Below are 16,054 nucleotides of genomic sequence, written 5' to 3'. Positions count from 1 at the left end.
AAGATGATGAGGAAGCACGGCAATGAAGGTGCGGGTCAGGGTCCGGCAGGAGGTCCTTTGGATGAGCAGGATGCCGTCCGCATCATGAGCGGCCTGGCCGGTGCTTTTTATGTACTGGACGGGGAGTCGAATTTCGTTTATATCAATGAAATGGCTTCCCGGATCCTGGGCAGGGAAGGCGACAGTCTTGTGGGGAAAAACGCCTGGACGGAATTTCCCGAAGTTGTTTCTGAAGGCCTCAAGGAGATGTACGACCGGATCCGTAAAACAGGGATCGCTGAGACAACAGAAATATATTATCAACCGGCCGGGCTCTGGCTGCAGGTGGATGCCCAGGAAATCGGGGGTGGGCGGATCGCTGTTTTGTTCCGTGACATCAGCCGGTACAAGGAAGCGGAGGCCCGGCTGGAGGTGCTCGCTTTCAGGGACGACCTGACCGGCCTTCCGAACCGCCGTTCCGCTATTGAAATGATAGAAGAAAATATTCAGGCCGGAAAGCCGTTTTCCGTCGTGCTCTTCGACATCGACAGCTTTCGCCAGCTGAACGACCTTCACGGACATGATGCGGGGGACTACTATATCCGGCAGATCGCGGAACGGTTGCTGGGCACGATGCAGGAAGAGGATGTGATTACCCGAGTCGGAGGGGATGAGTTTCTCTTCCTGACAAAGCGGAAAGATCCGGATGACCTGCACCAGTGGGTCCGGGAAATGTTCAGGCAGACTGAAACTTCCGTACGGATCAACGGCAATGTGAGCTTCTCTGCCTCTGCGAGCATAGGAATCAGTCGCTACCCGGAGGATGGAACGACATCAGCCGAGATTCTCAGTATGGCGGATACCGCAATGCACGAGTCCAAAATGAAAAGGGGCAGCTGCTACCTGCTTTTCCATGATGAGATGAAGACCAGAATCGAACGCAAACGAGTGATTGAGGATGATCTCTTTTCGGGTGATTTCATGAAAAAGGGATTCCATTGTGTTTTGCAGCCCCAGCTTGATGGAACAAACGGCCGGCTGATCGGGATCGAGACATTGTCGAGGTGGAACCATCCCGAGCTCGGTGCCCTGTCACCCTATGAGTTCATCCCAATCGCAGAGGAGAGCGGGAAAATCAGGGAGATGACGATTCACCTTCTCAACCTTGTCTTTTCTGAAGGGAAGCGCTGGACGGAGAAATACGGCGGCTTTCCGCGGCTCGCCGTCAACGTGACATCCCATCTCCTGGATGACAAAGCCTTCTACGGTACCGTGATGAGAATGCTCCGAAAGTGGAAAATACCGCCTGACCGGTTTGAAATCGAAATCACGGAGTGGAAGGAGATCCTCAACTCGGATCTTGTCCTGTCCAACTTGAGGAAATGCCGCAGCCAAGGGATTTCTGTTGCCATTGATGACTTCGGCACCGGCTTTTCCGGCCTGTCCTATCTGACGAATTTTCCGGTCGACAAAATCAAGATCGACCGCTTTTTCGTCGCCGGCATCGGCATGATCAGCAAATCGGAAGCAATTCTCAGGTCAATCGCTTCTCTCGCGGAGGGGCTGGACTGCGAATTGATCGCTGAAGGCGTCGAGACCGAAGAACAGCTCCAGTTTCTGCTTGAGATCGGGTGCCGGGGCATCCAGGGCTATTACTATGACGCACCACTCCCGCCACAGCAATTCGAAGAAAAGTATATGAAGGCCTCACTATCATGCTGAGCAGGTCGTTCCGCGCCGTGTGCGCGGTTTTTTTGCGTGGATTGAAGGCCGTTCCATTTCAGTCATTTTAGCGGTATTCAGAAATTTTTCATCAAATAAGTTGCACAAGGGAAACTTTCTGACATATAATAGCATCATCTTAAACAGAAAGCGGATGGTTGAATGGAAGGAAACATCTGGATCGCATTCGGCCTGACACTGTTTGCGGGGTTGGCAACGGGCATCGGAAGCTTGCTTGCATTCTTTACTTCCCGGACAAACACGAAATTCCTGTCAGCTTCACTTGGGTTTTCTGCAGGAGTGATGATCTATGTCTCGCTTGTCGAAATCTTCGTCAAGGCAAAAGACGAATTGACCTATGAGCTCGGCGCTACACCGGGTTACTGGGCGACACTTGCGGGATTCTTCGGAGGAATGTTGCTGATTGCTTTGATTGACCACTTTATCCCGTCTACCGGCAACCCGCATGATGTGAAGAGTGTCGAAGACATCGGAACGGGACCGACAAATGATGAATATGCGAGATTAAAGAAAATGGGGATCTTCACTGCGCTGGCGATCGCCATCCATAACTTCCCGGAGGGGATCGCCACATTTACTTCCGCTCTGCAGGACCCGGCGCTCGGAGTGGCGATTGCAATTGCGGTGGCGATCCACAATATTCCGGAGGGCATCGCGGTATCCGTTCCAATGTACTTTGCGACAGGTGACAGGAAGCAGGCGTTCAAGCTCAGCTTCCTGTCGGGACTTGCCGAGCCGGCCGGAGCGGTGATCGCCTTTCTGATCCTCATGCCGTTTTTGAACGGGATCATGTTCGGCATCATCTTTGCAGCTGTCGCGGGAATCATGGTGTTCATCTCACTGGATGAACTGCTGCCGGCCGCACAGAAATTCGACGAGGCGCACATCTCGATCTATGGCCTGATTGCGGGCATGGCCGTCATGGCCATCAGCCTCGTACTCATTACATGATGGATATTGTCAAACGGCGATGCACATTGTATAGTTATGGAGTCCACAAAACTATACAACTGTAAAGACAGGTGAATATAAATGGCTGCTCATACAAACCGGCAGGCGGCACAGCCTGCCATTTCACGCAATAAACTGCTCGGCACCGCCGGGCTGGCCTGGATGTTCGATGCAATGGATGTAGGCATACTGTCATTTGTCATTGCTGCACTCGCCGTCGACTGGGCGCTGACACCCGGAGAAATGGGGTGGATCGGCAGTGTCAACTCAATCGGCATGGCCGTCGGGGCCTTCGCATTCGGAATCCTGGCCGACCGGATCGGACGCAAGAAGGTCTTTATCCTGACCTTGGTCCTGTTTTCTCTGGCGAGCGGTCTGTCGGCCGCAACTACGGGACTCGCCGCCTTCCTCGTCCTGCGTTTCATTGTCGGGGCGGGGCTCGGCGGGGAACTTCCGGTCGCTTCCACACTTGTTTCGGAAAGTGTCGGCGCGAAAGAACGGGGGCGTGTGGTCGTCCTGCTTGAGAGCTTCTGGGCGGCAGGCTGGCTGATCGCAGCTCTGATTTCATATTTTGTCATTCCGGATTACGGCTGGCGTATCGCGCTTGTCCTCACGGCACTTCCTGCCCTTTATGCGATTTATTTGCGTATCCACCTTCCGGACTCGCCGGAGTTCACGGCGAAAAAGGAAAAGCGGGGGAGCATCGCCTCTAACATGAAGGCTCTATTCTCGGCAAAATACCGCAGGGCGACCATCATGCTCTGGATTGTCTGGTTCACGGTTGTCTTTTCTTACTACGGGATGTTCCTTTGGCTTCCGAGCGTGATGGTCATGAAAGGCTTCGACCTGATCCATAGCTTCGGTTACGTCCTCCTCATGACGATGGCGCAGTTGCCGGGATACTTTACCGCAGCCTGGCTGATTGAAAAGGTTGGGCGCAAGTTCGTCCTGAGCGTCTTCATGATTGGCACGGCGATTAGTGCCCTCGTATTCGGTAACGCGGACACGACTTGGCTCCTGCTCACAGCCGGCGCATTTCTCAGCTTCTTTAATCTGGGAGCGTGGGGCGCACTGTACGCCTACTCGCCCGAGCAGTATCCGACCATTATCCGGGGAACCGGTACGGGGACGGCTGCTGCCGTCGGGCGGGTCGGTGGCATATTCGGGCCGTTGCTTGTCGGATCGCTTGCCGGAGCCGGTGTCGGACTTGGCCTGATCTTCAGCATCTTCACCGGCGCAGTCCTGATCGGGGCCGCGGCCGTGCTGATTCTCGGTACCGAGACTAAACAGATCGAATTGGAATGAAACCGTAACACCCCCTTTTCCGTAAAAAGCGAAAAGGGGGTTTTCTGATGGAAACGAGAGATCTCTTTGTGTCGGTCAGCCCGTCGCGTGCGGCGGATGTTGTCATCGATGCCCTGACCATCGGTTCGGTAAGCGGCCGGATCGTCGACCAATATACAAGAAGTGCGGATGGCCGGGAAATGGTTGTCCTGATCATGGAGAAATATTTTATGAGAACAAGCAACCGCGCCACCCTAACGATGATTGCGGACAACTTTGACGGCGAGGGCCGAACGAAGGTCCGGCTGACAGGTTCAGGCGGCGGAAACGGGGCTTTCATGAAATTTGACTGGGGTGCCGCAGCTAGTTTTTCCGGGAAAGCGGAAGAGGCATTGGAGCAGTATCGGGTCTGAGCGGCACACTGGAGTTCGGGTCTGAAAAGAAGAAAAACCGGACTTAGGATTGTGGCTTCGGACTTAGAACGCTGCGTTCGGACTTATAATGCCAAATACGGACTTAGCGCACCGATTTCGGACTTAGGATATCAGCTACTGATCATCGTGGATTTTGACAAGCATGATGAGGTCAGCCATCCGAAAGTCCATAACGGATTCAAGCATGAGGAACTGAAGAACCGATTATCTCATGCAGGCTTTAATCCGCTTGAAATCCGTACTTTCCATCATGGAGAACGTATCTTCATGAACCGGGATGCTTCCATGTTCATCTCCATCAGCAACAAATAAAGCACGCCGGGGAAAGGCTCCCGGCGTGCTTCATTTATCGCTCCATTCATAATGAGTGAACCTCATGGTCTCATTGTTCATAAGAAATTCCTGGTCATCCGTTCCGGTATGAAGGAATCCATTTTTCTCAAGGACTTTGCAGGAGGCAATGTTCGCAGTGGTGGTTTTGGCGAGAATCCTACGAACTCTAATGTGGCCTGCAAGCTGGAGCAATTCTGACAGCGCAAGGGAGGCCACGCCTTTTCCGGCATGCATTTTGGCGACCCGGTAGCCGAGCTCGGCAGTTCCGGTCCCGGTATCGATGTCGGTCAAGTTCATTCTGCCGAGGATCCGGTCGCCCTCATCCTTGATAAGATAAAAGAAGGAAGTACCGGCAACCTGTTCTTCAAGCAGATTGCCGAGCCGCTCCAGAAACACTTCTTCTTGATAATAATCGTCGCCGCGGCTTGGTACTGCGGTTTCGAAGAATTCCCTGTTTTCGGCTTCAAATACATAAAGCGGCCTGGCGTCCTCTCTCTTGAGCGGTTCCAACCGAATGTTCATCCGCATATTCTCCTTTTTAAAAAAAAGAGCCGATTTAAACGGCTCTTTTCTCCATTCCGGCAATGCCGGATTTCTTTTTATAATCTGCGAGCAGCCACACGTTCAGCGCGGCCAGAAGGATCAGGAAAGAGAGGGGGACAGTCCACAGGTTGTCCGGCGCGGCTGCCCATCCTACGAGGGTGGATACAATCGCCATGACCGGGGCCATGATGTAATAGGCTTTCGTGTCATACAGCCAGCCGTACGGGAGGAAGTGCGCCCCTGCTATCACGGCAAAGACAAACACCATCGCTTCAGGACGGCTTCCGAGTGCCCAGAAGACGAGCGGAAAGTAAGCAAACTGGGCAAGGTTGCACACCAGGCCGAGACTTCCAAGCGGATTATCAGCCGACTTCCAGTCGGCTTTCAGCAATCCGGCTAGCCCGACGGCCACCGGAAACAGAAGGCCGGTCAGCGCGAGCAGGGCAATGTTCTGGAGCCGCAGTTCGATCGGCAATAAAAAGGCGGCGGTGATCAGCGTCCAGACAACGATTCCGGAAAGCAGGAAAGGCAGCCCATTTTTGTTGCGCAGTGCAAGATCTTGCTTCATCGATTGCAGGTCCATCATAAATCCCCCCAGTGTGAATTTCCCCCAAAATCCTTACTTGGCAGTGAGATGAGGCCAGATGACTTCCGCCCAGAGCGAATATCCGAGATCGTTCGGATGAATACCGTCTTTCAATGTTTCCGGCAGCTCGACCCCCCGCTGCTTCATGAGCGCGAGCATTTCATCATGGATGTTAATGTATGCCCAGCCTTTTTCCCCGATGAAGGTTTGCGTGCCGTAGATATAGTCGGTGAAGCGAAGGCCAAGTGCGTTCACCGGCGGTCCGAATTTGTTTTCGGTGATCGGGTTCGGCGAGATGAAGAGGATCCGTGCTTCGGGCAACGCCTCCGAGTAAAGGGTGTGCAGCTGCTCCAGTGATGCATAGGTGTCTTCAAGTGAGACATTCTTATTATGATTGTTGATGACGGATGTTTCGATGATGAGGACATCCGGCCGGCCGGCGATAATCGGACCGGTCACTTCGTCTTCAAGAATCCTGACGGAGGTGTAGCCCGAGTGTCCGTGGTTTTCGATTTTTAATGTTTTAAGTGACGGATAGGCCGTGCGCAGGTGTGCCTGTGTAAGCGCACGCCATGTCTTGGACTGGTTGGAAGCGCCTGAACCTTTCGTGACGCTGCTGCCGGTGACGGCCATGCGTGCTTCACCGTTCGTGAGCGCGCGGAAGACAAGATAATCCGCGGCAGGCTGGCCGGGATTTTTCAGCGGGTCGACCGATTCGACCTTTACGACGTCGGCGGATGCCCTGCCGCCTTTTCCTTCCGGACGGAAAAGGAGCAGGAGCACGCCTGCTGCGGCCAGCAGCAAAAAGAACTTGACCTGTTTCATTCGTGCTCACCCGCCGGGACCGGGTACTTGAGTGCATTTTTTTGGAGCTTGGCACGCGCGGCAGCGTCCAGGTCAAAGCCCGCGACATCTGCCAGCTGGAGCAGGTAGATATAGACATCCGCCGCTTCTTCCATGATGCCTTCGCGGTTTTGTTCGACAGCCTGCTTGCCCGGCAGCCACTGGAAATGTTCCAGAAGTTCAGATGCCTCTAGCGAGACGGAGATGGCGAGGTTCCGGGCATCACGGTTACCGTCCGTCCAGCCGCGGGCTTTATTGAAGTCGAGGATCTCCTCGGTGAGTGTCTTCATGGTGGATGTTTCCCCCTAAATCTGTTTGATTTGAGTATAACCGAAAACGGGTAGACAATGAATGGAAGAATGTTGCGTTTTCATGAAAGGAAGGGTGACAAATGTACAGGCCGATCGATCCGGATTTTTTCAAGAAGCCTGTTCTGGAACTGGCGCCCGCGCTGCTCGGACAGTACATCGTTCACGAGACGCCGGAGGGTCTTGTTGCCGCACGGATCGTTGAGACGGAGGCCTACCACGGACCGGAAGACCGTGCGGCCCACAGCTTCAACAACCGCCGGACAAAGCGGACGGATGTGATGTTTGCGGACCCCGGCCGCATTTATACGTACCAGATGCACACCCATACGCTCATGAATGTAGTGGCCGGGGAGGAGGGAACACCGCATGCGGTCCTGATCCGCGGAGCGGAGCCCGTGGAAGGGCTTGAGCTCATGCAGGACCGTCGGGGCTGGCATCTGAAGATTCCTGATCTCACGAACGGACCGGGCAAGCTGTCAAAGGCGCTCGGTGTCACGATGGAGTCATACGGCGGACTCTGGTATGAGGAACCGCTTTTTATCGCGCCCGGGCCGGGCCATGGCGGAGAATTGCAGGCAGGCCCGCGGGTCGGTATCGGGAACTCGGGGGAAGCCGTCCACTATCCTTGGCGTTTTTTCGAAAAGGGCAATGCGTTTGTCTCCAAGTATCGCTGATGTTTAAGTGAGGATGAGACGGGAAGAGTAGAAAGGGACATTCATAAAGGAGTGATCAGATTGGCTAAAATTGCAACGGTCATCACGGACATGTTTGAGGACAGCGAATACACGGACCCGGCGAAAGCATTCAAGGACGCGGGCCATGAAGTGGTCACGATCGAGAAGGAAGCCGGCAAGACTGTAGAAGGCAAGCAGGGCCAGGCGAAGGTTACTGTCGACAAGGGAATCGGTGAAGTCAGCGCTTCCGATTACGACGCCCTCTTCATTCCCGGCGGATTCTCTCCCGACCAACTCCGCGCGGACGAGCGTTTTGTCAGCTTCGCGAAAGAGTTCATGGACGCCAAGAAACCGGTATTGGCCATCTGCCACGGACCGCAGCTATTGATCACGGCAAAGGCGCTGGAAGGTCGCAATGCGACCGGCTACACATCGATTGCGCAGGACATGAAGTATGCCGGCGCGAAATTCGAAGACTCCGAAGTCGTCGTTTGCCAGGACCAGCTCGTCACGAGCCGTCAGCCGGATGATATTCCGGCGTTCAATCGCGAATCGTTGCGGGTGCTGGAAGGAAAATAAGTTCTGATGATGATGCGCGCCCTCAGCGGCGCGCTTTTTTGGGTGGGAGAAAAGCGGGAGCGCACTTAGGACTCGGCTGAGCGCGCATAGAATCGTCAGAAGCGCGCATAGAACTCTATGCGCGCTCGTATGCAACGTTTATATAAGTATTGACTTATGTGTCTTCTGACCAATACAATAAACCGGTATTCTTTTATTGGAGGGATTCCGGTGGAACTGACGGAACTGGAAACATTCTTGAAAGCTGCGGGCGACGGCTCACGGCTGAAAATATTGCAGCAACTCACTTCCGGCCCGGTGTGTGTCTGTGACCTGACGCCGCTTGTCGGATTGACGCAGCCGGCGGTGAGCCAGCATCTGAAGCGGCTGAAGGATGCTGGTATCGTAACCGGAGAAAAGCGTGGTCGCTGGACATTCTGGTCGCTTGATCAGTTGCATCCGCTGCACGATATCATGGTCGGTCTGCTATCCAGGGTGTCGGCTCCCGGGCGGACGGTCGCCGACCTTGAAGCAACCGGTGAGAAAGGATGCTGCGGGGCATGATGGCCTGGCTTGCAGCACTCATTTTCCTTGTCACGCTCGTATTCGTGATCTGGCAGCCGAAGGGACTGTCGATTGGCTGGTCTGCGATTGCCGGAGCGGTCGTCGCTCTGCTTGCAGGTGTCGTCAGCCTGCAGGACGTTTGGGATGTGACGGGCATTGTCTGGAATGCGACGCTCACCTTCGTCGCGCTGATCCTGATCTCACTCATCCTCGATGAGATCGGCTTCTTTGAATGGGCGGCGCTCCATATGGCGCGTTTTGCCAAAGGGAGCGGGCTCCGGATGTTCTTCCTCGTCACGCTGTTGGGTGCAATCGTTGCGGCGCTGTTCGCCAATGACGGAGCGGCACTGATCATCACGCCGATTGTGCTGGCGATGATGCGGGCGCTCGACTTCAAGGACAAACTCATTTTGCCATTTATCATGGCTTCGGGATTCATCGCCGATACGGCGTCGTTGCCGCTCGTGATCTCAAACCTCGTGAACATCGTCTCGGCCGACTTTTTCGGCATCGGATTTTCCGAGTATGCCTCCCGTATGCTCGTGCCGAACTTGTTCAGTGTAGGAGCGAGCATGATTGTGCTTTATCTGTACTTCGGAAAAAGCATCCCGAAGCGGTTTGATGCTTCCAAATTGGCGGAACCCCGCTCGGCTATCCGTGACATGAAGCTGTTCCGCCTTTCCTGGGCGGTCATCGCGGTGCTACTCGCCGGCTACTTCTTGAGCGAGGCGCTCGGCATGCCGGTTTCGATCATCGCGGGAATCGTCGCCATCCTGTTCCTGGCCATTTCCGCGCCGAGCAAGGCGGTGGATGAAAAAGCCGTCGTGAAGGGAGCCCCATGGGCGATTGTCTTCTTCTCGATCGGAATGTATGTCGTCGTTTATGGACTGCGTAACGCAGGCCTCACGGATGTGCTTGCGTCCCTCATTGAATGGACGACGAGCCATGGCCTGTACGCGGCCACTGTCGGCATGGGCTTTATCGCGGCGATCTTGTCATCGGTCATGAACAATATGCCGACCGTCATGATTGACGCATTGGCCATCCAGGATGCAGATGTGCCGGAAAGCGTAAGGGAAGCGCTGATCTACGCGAACGTCATCGGTTCCGATCTCGGGCCGAAGATGACGCCGATCGGATCGCTTGCGACGCTTCTCTGGCTCCATGTCTTGTCGCTGAAGGGCGTCAAAATCTCTTGGGGCTATTATTTCAAAGTCGGAATCGTTCTGACGATTCCTGTCCTATTCATCACGCTGACCGGCCTTTATCTATGGCTGGAAGTGCTTAATTGAGGGGAAACGTCCTTCAATTAAATGAAAGTGCGCCTTCCGGGGCGCATTTTTTATGTCTCTTAAACTCCGTCAGCGAAGTTATTCTAGTAATAAAGGTGGCGGCCGGTGAAAATGCGGTAAGTGAGCAATAGGGACGTTGTGCTGCCTACGGTTTTTCTTGTGGAGACACGGGGTAGTAAAGAAGAGTCAAAGAAAAAATGTCAATGAATATTCAACATTCTTGAAATAACATCCAATTTAAGATTGTTATCCAATGAAAAGTATTTGCAGACATGTTTAAATAATAGCAACCGTATTGAAGGGAAGATCTCCATGCTCCACTACAAGACCTACATCAAAGGGGACAATCATCCGTGGGTGACTTTCATCCACGGGGCGGGCGGCAGTTCGTCCGTCTGGTTCAAGCAGATCAAGGAATTCCGGAAAGCGCATAACGTCCTGCTCCTCGACCTCCGTGGCCATGGTCGCTCTGAGAGGGGCCGGTGGAAAAAGGGAGATTCGTTCCGCGAAGTGGCGGATGATGTCGTAGAGGTAATGGACAAGCTTGGCATCAGCAGGTCGCATATGATCGGCATGTCACTTGGGACCATTGTTGCGCAGACATTAGCGGAAAGGCATCCGGGTAGGGTCAAGTCACTGATCCTGGGCGGCGCGGTCATTGGGCTTGATATCCGGACCAAGCTCCTGCTTTGGGCAGGAAATACATTTAAACGGTTCGTCCCTTATATGCTTCTGTATAAGCTCTTTGCCTACATCATCATGCCGAAAAAAGAACACGAGGAATCCCGGCTCGCCTTCGTCAACCAGGCAAAAAAAATGTGCCAGAAGGAGTTTGTGAAGTGGTTCTCGCTCACAAAGCTCATTAACCCATATCTTGCGCGTCTGCAGTCGACGACGACCTGTGTGCCGACGCTATTTTTGATGGGGGAGGAAGACTATTTGTTTATCCCGCCCGTCGAAGAAGTGGTCGGCCGCAGCGAGAAGTTCCGGCTGATTACAATCAGGAACTCGGGACATGTCTGTAACATTGACCAGCCGGATGAGTTCAATCGCCATTCGATCCGGTATATCCGGGAAATGGAGTCCGCGCAAGGTGTGGCATAAACTTCGGAAGCGGTTGGCCGACTGACTGTTAAGCAAGCGCCTGTAAATGTTAATCCAAATCCCCACACCATGCAGAAATAAACCCCGACCGGGATTTCCGGTCGGGGTTTTGCAATGCTTACATTACGCCGTGGTGGCTTCGAGTTCGGCTGCAGGGCCGAAGAATTCGTAGTGGATCTTGCCGACAGGCACGCCGATCGCTTTTAGTTCGTGGATCATGGCGTTCATGAACGGTGCAGGGCCGCACAGGTAGATGTCGCTGCCTTCGATGACACGGCCTGCGAGGTAGTCACGGTCCAGGAAGCCTTCGGTATCGGAGTAACGCACCGAGTAAGAGGCATTGTCGTTGCCTGCCGCCATTTCGCGGAGGTCGCCGTCAAACGCCTGGAGCTGCGGGTTGCGCGCGGAGTGGATAAATGCCGCTTTGCGCTCCGGCTGGTTGCGGGTGATGTGGTCGAACATGGCCATCATTGGCGTGAGGCCGACACCGCCGCTGATCAGCGTGACAGGTGTTGCCGCTTCCGTATCGAGGAAGAAGTCACCCGCAGGGGCGCTGACTTCGATGGTATCGCCGACATTGACGCTCCGGTGCAGGAATGTCGAGACCTTGCCTTCCGGGTTGCACTCGTCTTCACGCTTGACGGAGATGCGGAACATGTCTTCCTGCGGCGCGCGGGACAGGCTGTATTGACGGATCATCAGGTACTTCTCGCCGGGGATTGTCACGCGGACAGTCAGGTACTGGCCGGGCTTGTAAGTCGGGACACCCTTGCCGTCTGCAGGCTTCAGATAGAAGGAGGTGATGACGTCGCTTTCTTCAACTTTCTTCGCAACCGTAAAGTCTTTGAAGCCGTCCCAGCCGTTTTCTGCATTCGCGGCTTCATCGTACATGGACTTCTCAACCCCGATAAAGGCATCCGCGATCACACCGTAAGCTTCTCCCCAGGCATTGAGGATCTCAGGTGTAGCTGCATCGCCGAGTACTTCCTTGATCGCGCCAAGAAGGTGATGGCCGACAATCGGATAGTGTTCCGGGCGAACGTCGAGTCCGCGGTGCTTGTGGGCGATCTGGACCACAGCGGGAACGATCACTTCAAGATTGTCGATGTATTTTGCTGCGGCAAGCACCGTATTGGCAAGTGCCGTCTGCTGGCGGCCGCGTGATTGATTGGCGTGGTTGAAGATGTTCAGGAGTTCAGGGTGAGCTTCAAACATGTTTTTATAGAAAACTGTAGTAATCGTCTTGCCGTGTTGTTCAAGTACAGGGACGGTGGATTTCACGATATCGATTGTCTTTTGGGAAAGCATGTTTACAACTCCCTTTCGGTTGTTTGGATTGGTTATTCTTGATCTGTCTCAATCATATTCCCGTAAAAGTCCAAAAGCAATATATAAAATACATGTTTAAAACGCTGTCAGAATTCAGTCACATTCCATTCAATAAACCGTCAAAATTAACTGAAAGCCTATTTCTTTCATGGATTGGCGACAAGCGCTTATAATATGGATGGAAAGGCGAGTGACTATGCGTGAGAATGACGATGTATACGGATTACGCGCTGCGTGTCCTCATGTATCTCGGTGCGAAAAAAGACGGTGAGTTATCTACAATTCAGGGCATTTCGGATGCTTACGGAATTTCAAAGAACCATTTGATGAAAGTCACACACAAGCTCGGCCAATTGGGGTATGTGGAAACTGTCCGTGGCCGCGGCGGTGGAGTGAGGCTCGCCGTGCCGCCGGAAGAGATCAACATCGGGACGGTCGTGCGCCAGACCGAGGATGATTTCAATATTGTCGAATGCTTCAGCTCCACGGCGAACCGGTGCGTGCTCAGTCCGGTCTGCGGTCTTCGGAGTACGCTGAATCAGGCGCTGCTGGCATATCTGGCGGTGCTTGACCAACATACGCTCGCTGATTTTATCATCAATAAAGAAGATCTCGGTGCGTTATTATCAGGCCGGGAGATGTGATAGAATAAGGAAGGAAAATTTGAACTAGACGGTCAGGAGTGAATCATCAATGTCTAAAGTACTGGTTTTCGGACATAAGAATCCGGATACGGACTCGATCACGTCGGCAATCGCCTACGCGCATCTGAAGAAGGAACTTGGTCTGGACGCAGAAGCGGTCCGCCTCGGCGATGTGAATGATGAGACGGCTTACGCACTTGAGAAGTTCGGCTTCGAGGCGCCGCGTCCCGTCACAAACGTCGCGGGGGAAGTGGATGGCGTGATCCTCGTCGACCACAACGAGTTCCAGCAAAGCGCGGATGATATCGCGGACGTGAAAATTCTCGAAGTTGTCGACCATCACCGGATCGCGAACTTCGAGACGGCGGATCCGCTCTACTACCGTGCAGAACCTGTAGGCTGCACGGCGACAATCCTGAATAAGCTATACAAAGAAAATGGTGTCGAAATCCCTGCAGACATCGCAGGACTGATGCTGTCGGCGATCATCTCCGACTCGCTGCTCTTCAAGTCCCCGACATTCACCGGCGAAGACCGCAAAGCGGCTGATGAACTTGCCGAAATTGCCGGTGTTGATGCAGAAGAGTACGGGCTCGCGATGCTGAAGGCGGGAGCAGACCTCAGCAGGAAGACACTTGAAGAACTCGTGAACATGGATGCGAAGGAATTTGAGATGGGTGGCAAGAAAGTCGTCATCGCCCAGGTCAACACTGTCGACATCAATGACGTCCTCGGCCGCAAAAAAGAGCTGGAAGATCTGCTCTACCGCGTCATTGCGGAGCGCGAGCTGGGCCTTTACATGTTGGCGATTACGGATATCCTGAATAACGATTCGACCGTGCTTGTTCTCGGCAGCGAAGCACAGGCGGCATGCGGCGCATTCAACGTACCGCTGGAAGACAACCTGGCCCTGCTGAAGGGGATCGTATCCCGCAAGAAGCAGATTGTCCCGGTTCTGACAGAAGCCCTGTCCAAATAAGAAGAGCATTAAAGCCCCGGCATGCCGGGGCTTTAGCTGTCATTGTGAAAGAATGGGAAAATAGGTTGCATCACGGTATGTCTTATCTTCATAATTTAACAAGGGCAACTGCCTCAGAAAGAGGAGTTTAGTAGATGTCAGAATCCAAACGGAAGTTTCTCTCTGAATCCATCCCGGTCCAGCTGTTCCTGATCACGGCGGGTGCCATCATCGCTGCCATTGGACTGGAGCTTTTCCTGGTCCCGAATGATATCCTGGACGGCGGGGTGATCGGACTGTCGATCATCCTGTCCAATCTGACGCCGCTTTCGCTGAGCCTGTTCATCATCATCCTGAACATACCGTTCATTATCCTCGGATACAAGCGGATGGGGATGAGGTTCACGGTCAATGCGCTTTACGGCATCATCGTGCTGTCCTTTGCGACCGGTTACCTGCACCGGTTCGACGTAGTGACAGATGACCTGTTCCTCGCGACAGTGATTGGTGCGGTCATCCTGGGATTCGGGGTCGGACTCGTCATGCGGATGGGCGGGGCGCTGGACGGCACGGAGATCCTGGCGATCCTGATCAGCAAGCGTCGTCCGATTTCCGTCGGGCAGACGGTCATGATCATGAACGTCTTCATCTTTATCCTGGCGGGTCTGCTCGTATTCACTTGGGAGACGACGTTCTATTCGATGATCACTTACTTTATCGCCTCGAAGGTGATCGATATGGTTGTCGAAGGGACGGAAGAGTCCCTGTCGGTCATGGTCATTTCCGAACATGCGGAGGAGTTGGCGAAGAGCCTGATTGAAAATGTTGGCCGGGGTGTCACGTTCCTGAACGGGGAGGGCGCGTTTACCAACGATTCGAAGAAAGTGATCTACGTCGTGGTGGACCGGCTCGAGATGGCGGATGTACGGACGGCGATCCGCGAAGCGGACCCGGAAGCATTTGTCATCGTTCAGCGTGTCAGCGAAATCTCCGGAAGCAACTTCAAGACACCAGTCCATTAATAGAGTCACCCGGCCCCTTTACTCAGGGTCGGGTGATTTTCAATATGATCAGCCGAACAGATGCCTCAGGTACCGTTCCGGCGCATTTAGAAAGTCTTTCGTCATCCGGACGTGCTCGATCTCGTCGAACGATACCGGCTCAAGACGGCCGCCGCGGATTTCATAAAGGTCTGCGCCGGGATAGGCCATGATGATCGGGGAATGGGTGGAAATCAGGAACTGGGCGCCTTCTTCGACCATCTCATGTAGCATCGCGAGAAGGGTCAGCTGCTTGGAAGGAGAAAGGGGTGCCTCGGGCTCATCCAGAATGTAAAAACCATCCGGCCGGAAACGGGCGGTGAACAGGTCCAGGAAGCTCTCGCCGTGGGAGCGGAACTCAAGCCCTTCACCATAAAGATTCCGCAGCTCAGCGTACGTTCTGGCATACGGTTGCGCTTCAAGGCTATGAGGGTCCCGGCTCCTGATTTCTTCCAGTGTCTCCCGGGCATCTTCGCGCATCCGGGAAACAGCGATGGTGTAGGTGACGAAGTCCAATGCCCGGAAGAAAAAGCCCTTGCGGGATTTGATCGACCAGCTGAGCGTGAGATGGTCCGCAATTTCTCTTGCGTGTTCAAGGGCAGGGTTCCCTTCGATCGGCTCGCGGCTGATCAGGATGCTGTCCGCCGCAGCGGCGATGCCTTCAAGGAGTGTCGTTTTTCCTGTGCCATTGTCGCCGGCAATAATCGTGACCGGTGAGCGGAACGTGAAAGAGTCGAATTCCCTGACAACCGGGAGCCCAAACGGAAACCGGTCTGCCGCCGGCATTGGCTTTTTTAGTCGGATCTGTTTCAGAATCATCATCGGCACCCCTTTTCCTATCACTCTAGCAGAAGTGGGTGCAGCGGCACATCCCCAAAAAAAAT

At 54.0% G+C, this 16,054-nt stretch carries 18 protein-coding genes and 1 pseudogene; 13 read left to right on the top strand and 6 right to left on the bottom strand.

Annotated features, from left to right (window positions below; all coding sequences use genetic code 11):
• Positions 1 to 3: 3 nt before the first annotated feature.
• The 5 genes and pseudogenes from AC6CHQ_RS04725 to AC6CHQ_RS04705 form a co-directional block, all read left to right on the top strand.
• Complete coding sequence (locus AC6CHQ_RS04725; RefSeq protein ID WP_498080997.1) at positions 4 to 1,701, top strand: putative bifunctional diguanylate cyclase/phosphodiesterase; 1,698 nt, start codon at positions 4 to 6, stop codon at positions 1,699 to 1,701.
• Between the two features lie 162 nt (positions 1,702 to 1,863).
• Positions 1,864 to 2,673, top strand: coding sequence for a zinc transporter ZupT (zupT, locus tag AC6CHQ_RS04720; RefSeq protein WP_498080996.1), 810 nt, complete (start codon positions 1,864 to 1,866; stop codon positions 2,671 to 2,673).
• A gap of 81 nt (positions 2,674 to 2,754) precedes the next feature.
• Positions 2,755 to 3,978, top strand: coding sequence for an MFS transporter (locus AC6CHQ_RS04715; protein WP_498080995.1), 1,224 nt, complete (start codon positions 2,755 to 2,757; stop codon positions 3,976 to 3,978).
• 47 nt (positions 3,979 to 4,025) lie between these two features.
• Positions 4,026 to 4,370: a DUF6054 family protein gene (locus AC6CHQ_RS04710; RefSeq protein WP_498080994.1), complete on the top strand. Its 345-nt coding sequence runs from the start codon at positions 4,026 to 4,028 to the stop codon at positions 4,368 to 4,370.
• Positions 4,371 to 4,508: 138 nt separating this feature from the next.
• Positions 4,509 to 4,703, top strand: a pseudogene (locus tag AC6CHQ_RS04705) (hypothetical protein); the annotation flags it as partial.
• A 30-nt stretch (positions 4,704 to 4,733) separates the two neighbouring features.
• On the opposite strand, the gene AC6CHQ_RS04700 reads toward AC6CHQ_RS04705, so the two are convergent.
• The 4 genes from AC6CHQ_RS04700 to AC6CHQ_RS04685 are packed head-to-tail and all read right to left on the bottom strand — an operon-like array spanning position 4,734 to position 6,986.
• Entirely contained in the window at positions 4,734 to 5,246 is a 513-nt protein-coding gene (locus tag AC6CHQ_RS04700) for a GNAT family N-acetyltransferase (protein WP_498080993.1), read from the bottom strand.
• 34 nt (positions 5,247 to 5,280) lie between these two features.
• Positions 5,281 to 5,850, bottom strand: a complete 570-nt coding sequence (locus AC6CHQ_RS04695; protein WP_498080992.1) for a DUF7010 family protein — start codon at positions 5,848 to 5,850, stop codon at positions 5,281 to 5,283.
• Between the two features lie 36 nt (positions 5,851 to 5,886).
• Positions 5,887 to 6,678, bottom strand: a complete 792-nt coding sequence (locus AC6CHQ_RS04690) for an SGNH/GDSL hydrolase family protein (protein WP_498080991.1) — start codon at positions 6,676 to 6,678, stop codon at positions 5,887 to 5,889.
• Positions 6,675 to 6,986, bottom strand: coding sequence for a nucleotide pyrophosphohydrolase (locus tag AC6CHQ_RS04685; protein ID WP_498080990.1), 312 nt, complete (start codon positions 6,984 to 6,986; stop codon positions 6,675 to 6,677). The genes AC6CHQ_RS04690 and AC6CHQ_RS04685 overlap by 4 nt, the downstream gene beginning before the upstream one ends.
• A 101-nt stretch (positions 6,987 to 7,087) precedes the next feature.
• Here AC6CHQ_RS04685 and AC6CHQ_RS04680 point away from each other — a divergent pair, with 101 nt between their 5' ends.
• The 5 genes from AC6CHQ_RS04680 (at position 7,088) to AC6CHQ_RS04660 (ending at position 11,199) form a co-directional block, all read left to right on the top strand.
• Positions 7,088 to 7,681 carry a DNA-3-methyladenine glycosylase gene (locus AC6CHQ_RS04680; RefSeq protein WP_498080989.1) on the top strand — a complete coding sequence of 198 codons (594 nt, stop codon included), beginning with the start codon at positions 7,088 to 7,090 and terminating at the stop codon, positions 7,679 to 7,681.
• 60 nt (positions 7,682 to 7,741) lie between these two features.
• The gene (locus AC6CHQ_RS04675; RefSeq protein ID WP_498080988.1) at positions 7,742 to 8,260 is read left to right on the top strand and encodes a type 1 glutamine amidotransferase domain-containing protein; all 519 of its coding nucleotides are present in this window, start codon (positions 7,742 to 7,744) and stop codon (positions 8,258 to 8,260) included.
• Positions 8,261 to 8,470: 210 nt separating this feature from the next.
• Positions 8,471 to 8,803 carry an ArsR/SmtB family transcription factor gene (locus AC6CHQ_RS04670; RefSeq protein WP_498080987.1) on the top strand — a complete coding sequence of 111 codons (333 nt, stop codon included), beginning with the start codon at positions 8,471 to 8,473 and terminating at the stop codon, positions 8,801 to 8,803.
• Complete coding sequence (locus AC6CHQ_RS04665; RefSeq protein WP_498080986.1) at positions 8,800 to 10,095, top strand: arsenic transporter; 1,296 nt, start codon at positions 8,800 to 8,802, stop codon at positions 10,093 to 10,095. Before AC6CHQ_RS04670 ends, AC6CHQ_RS04665 begins: the two co-directional genes overlap by 4 nt.
• Positions 10,096 to 10,407: 312 nt before the next feature.
• Positions 10,408 to 11,199 carry an alpha/beta fold hydrolase gene (locus tag AC6CHQ_RS04660; protein ID WP_498080985.1) on the top strand — a complete coding sequence of 264 codons (792 nt, stop codon included), beginning with the start codon at positions 10,408 to 10,410 and terminating at the stop codon, positions 11,197 to 11,199.
• Between the two features lie 123 nt (positions 11,200 to 11,322).
• Here AC6CHQ_RS04660 and hmpA read toward each other — a convergent pair whose 3' ends face one another.
• A complete protein-coding gene (gene hmpA, locus AC6CHQ_RS04655; protein WP_498080984.1) occupies positions 11,323 to 12,507 on the bottom strand; it encodes an NO-inducible flavohemoprotein in 1,185 nt (394 codons plus the stop codon).
• Between the two features lie 221 nt (positions 12,508 to 12,728).
• Here hmpA and AC6CHQ_RS04650 point away from each other — a divergent pair, with 221 nt between their 5' ends.
• The 3 genes from AC6CHQ_RS04650 to AC6CHQ_RS04640 all read left to right on the top strand — a co-directional run bounded on the left by AC6CHQ_RS04650 (position 12,729) and on the right by AC6CHQ_RS04640 (position 15,152).
• Positions 12,729 to 13,172 carry an RrF2 family transcriptional regulator gene (locus tag AC6CHQ_RS04650; RefSeq protein ID WP_498080983.1) on the top strand — a complete coding sequence of 148 codons (444 nt, stop codon included), beginning with the start codon at positions 12,729 to 12,731 and terminating at the stop codon, positions 13,170 to 13,172.
• A gap of 49 nt (positions 13,173 to 13,221) precedes the next feature.
• A complete protein-coding gene (locus tag AC6CHQ_RS04645; RefSeq protein WP_498080982.1) occupies positions 13,222 to 14,151 on the top strand; it encodes a manganese-dependent inorganic pyrophosphatase in 930 nt (309 codons plus the stop codon).
• A 134-nt stretch (positions 14,152 to 14,285) separates the two neighbouring features.
• Positions 14,286 to 15,152, top strand: coding sequence for a YitT family protein (locus AC6CHQ_RS04640; protein ID WP_498080981.1), 867 nt, complete (start codon positions 14,286 to 14,288; stop codon positions 15,150 to 15,152).
• A gap of 48 nt (positions 15,153 to 15,200) precedes the next feature.
• On the opposite strand, the gene AC6CHQ_RS04635 is transcribed toward AC6CHQ_RS04640, so the two are convergent.
• Positions 15,201 to 15,989 carry an AAA family ATPase gene (locus AC6CHQ_RS04635; protein ID WP_498080980.1) on the bottom strand — a complete coding sequence of 263 codons (789 nt, stop codon included), beginning with the start codon at positions 15,987 to 15,989 and terminating at the stop codon, positions 15,201 to 15,203.
• Positions 15,990 to 16,054 lie beyond the last annotated feature (65 nt).

Source organism: Bhargavaea sp. GQ12 (assembly GCF_059758705.1).
Note: the sequence above shows the minus strand (reverse complement) of the source record. Positions and strands in the feature narration are given on the sequence as shown.

Bases quoted from the DNA above. Each gene is read 5' to 3' on its own strand.
- AC6CHQ_RS04725 (WP_498080997.1), top strand. From the start codon at position 4: ATGATGAGGAAGCACGGCAATGAAGGTGCGGGTCAGGGTCCGGCAGGA.
- zupT (WP_498080996.1), top strand. From the start codon at position 1,864: ATGGAAGGAAACATCTGGATCGCATTCGGCCTGACACTGTTTGCGGGG.
- AC6CHQ_RS04715 (WP_498080995.1), top strand. From the start codon at position 2,755: ATGGCTGCTCATACAAACCGGCAGGCGGCACAGCCTGCCATTTCACGC.
- AC6CHQ_RS04710 (WP_498080994.1), top strand. From the start codon at position 4,026: ATGGAAACGAGAGATCTCTTTGTGTCGGTCAGCCCGTCGCGTGCGGCG.
- AC6CHQ_RS04700 (WP_498080993.1), bottom strand. From the start codon at position 5,246: ATGAACATTCGGTTGGAACCGCTCAAGAGAGAGGACGCCAGGCCGCTT.
- AC6CHQ_RS04695 (WP_498080992.1), bottom strand. From the start codon at position 5,850: ATGGACCTGCAATCGATGAAGCAAGATCTTGCACTGCGCAACAAAAAT.
- AC6CHQ_RS04690 (WP_498080991.1), bottom strand. From the start codon at position 6,678: ATGAAACAGGTCAAGTTCTTTTTGCTGCTGGCCGCAGCAGGCGTGCTC.
- AC6CHQ_RS04685 (WP_498080990.1), bottom strand. From the start codon at position 6,986: ATGAAGACACTCACCGAGGAGATCCTCGACTTCAATAAAGCCCGCGGC.
- AC6CHQ_RS04680 (WP_498080989.1), top strand. From the start codon at position 7,088: ATGTACAGGCCGATCGATCCGGATTTTTTCAAGAAGCCTGTTCTGGAA.
- AC6CHQ_RS04665 (WP_498080986.1), top strand. From the start codon at position 8,800: ATGATGGCCTGGCTTGCAGCACTCATTTTCCTTGTCACGCTCGTATTC.
- AC6CHQ_RS04660 (WP_498080985.1), top strand. From the start codon at position 10,408: ATGCTCCACTACAAGACCTACATCAAAGGGGACAATCATCCGTGGGTG.
- hmpA (WP_498080984.1), bottom strand. From the start codon at position 12,507: ATGCTTTCCCAAAAGACAATCGATATCGTGAAATCCACCGTCCCTGTA.
- AC6CHQ_RS04645 (WP_498080982.1), top strand. From the start codon at position 13,222: ATGTCTAAAGTACTGGTTTTCGGACATAAGAATCCGGATACGGACTCG.
- AC6CHQ_RS04640 (WP_498080981.1), top strand. From the start codon at position 14,286: ATGTCAGAATCCAAACGGAAGTTTCTCTCTGAATCCATCCCGGTCCAG.
- AC6CHQ_RS04635 (WP_498080980.1), bottom strand. From the start codon at position 15,989: ATGATTCTGAAACAGATCCGACTAAAAAAGCCAATGCCGGCGGCAGAC.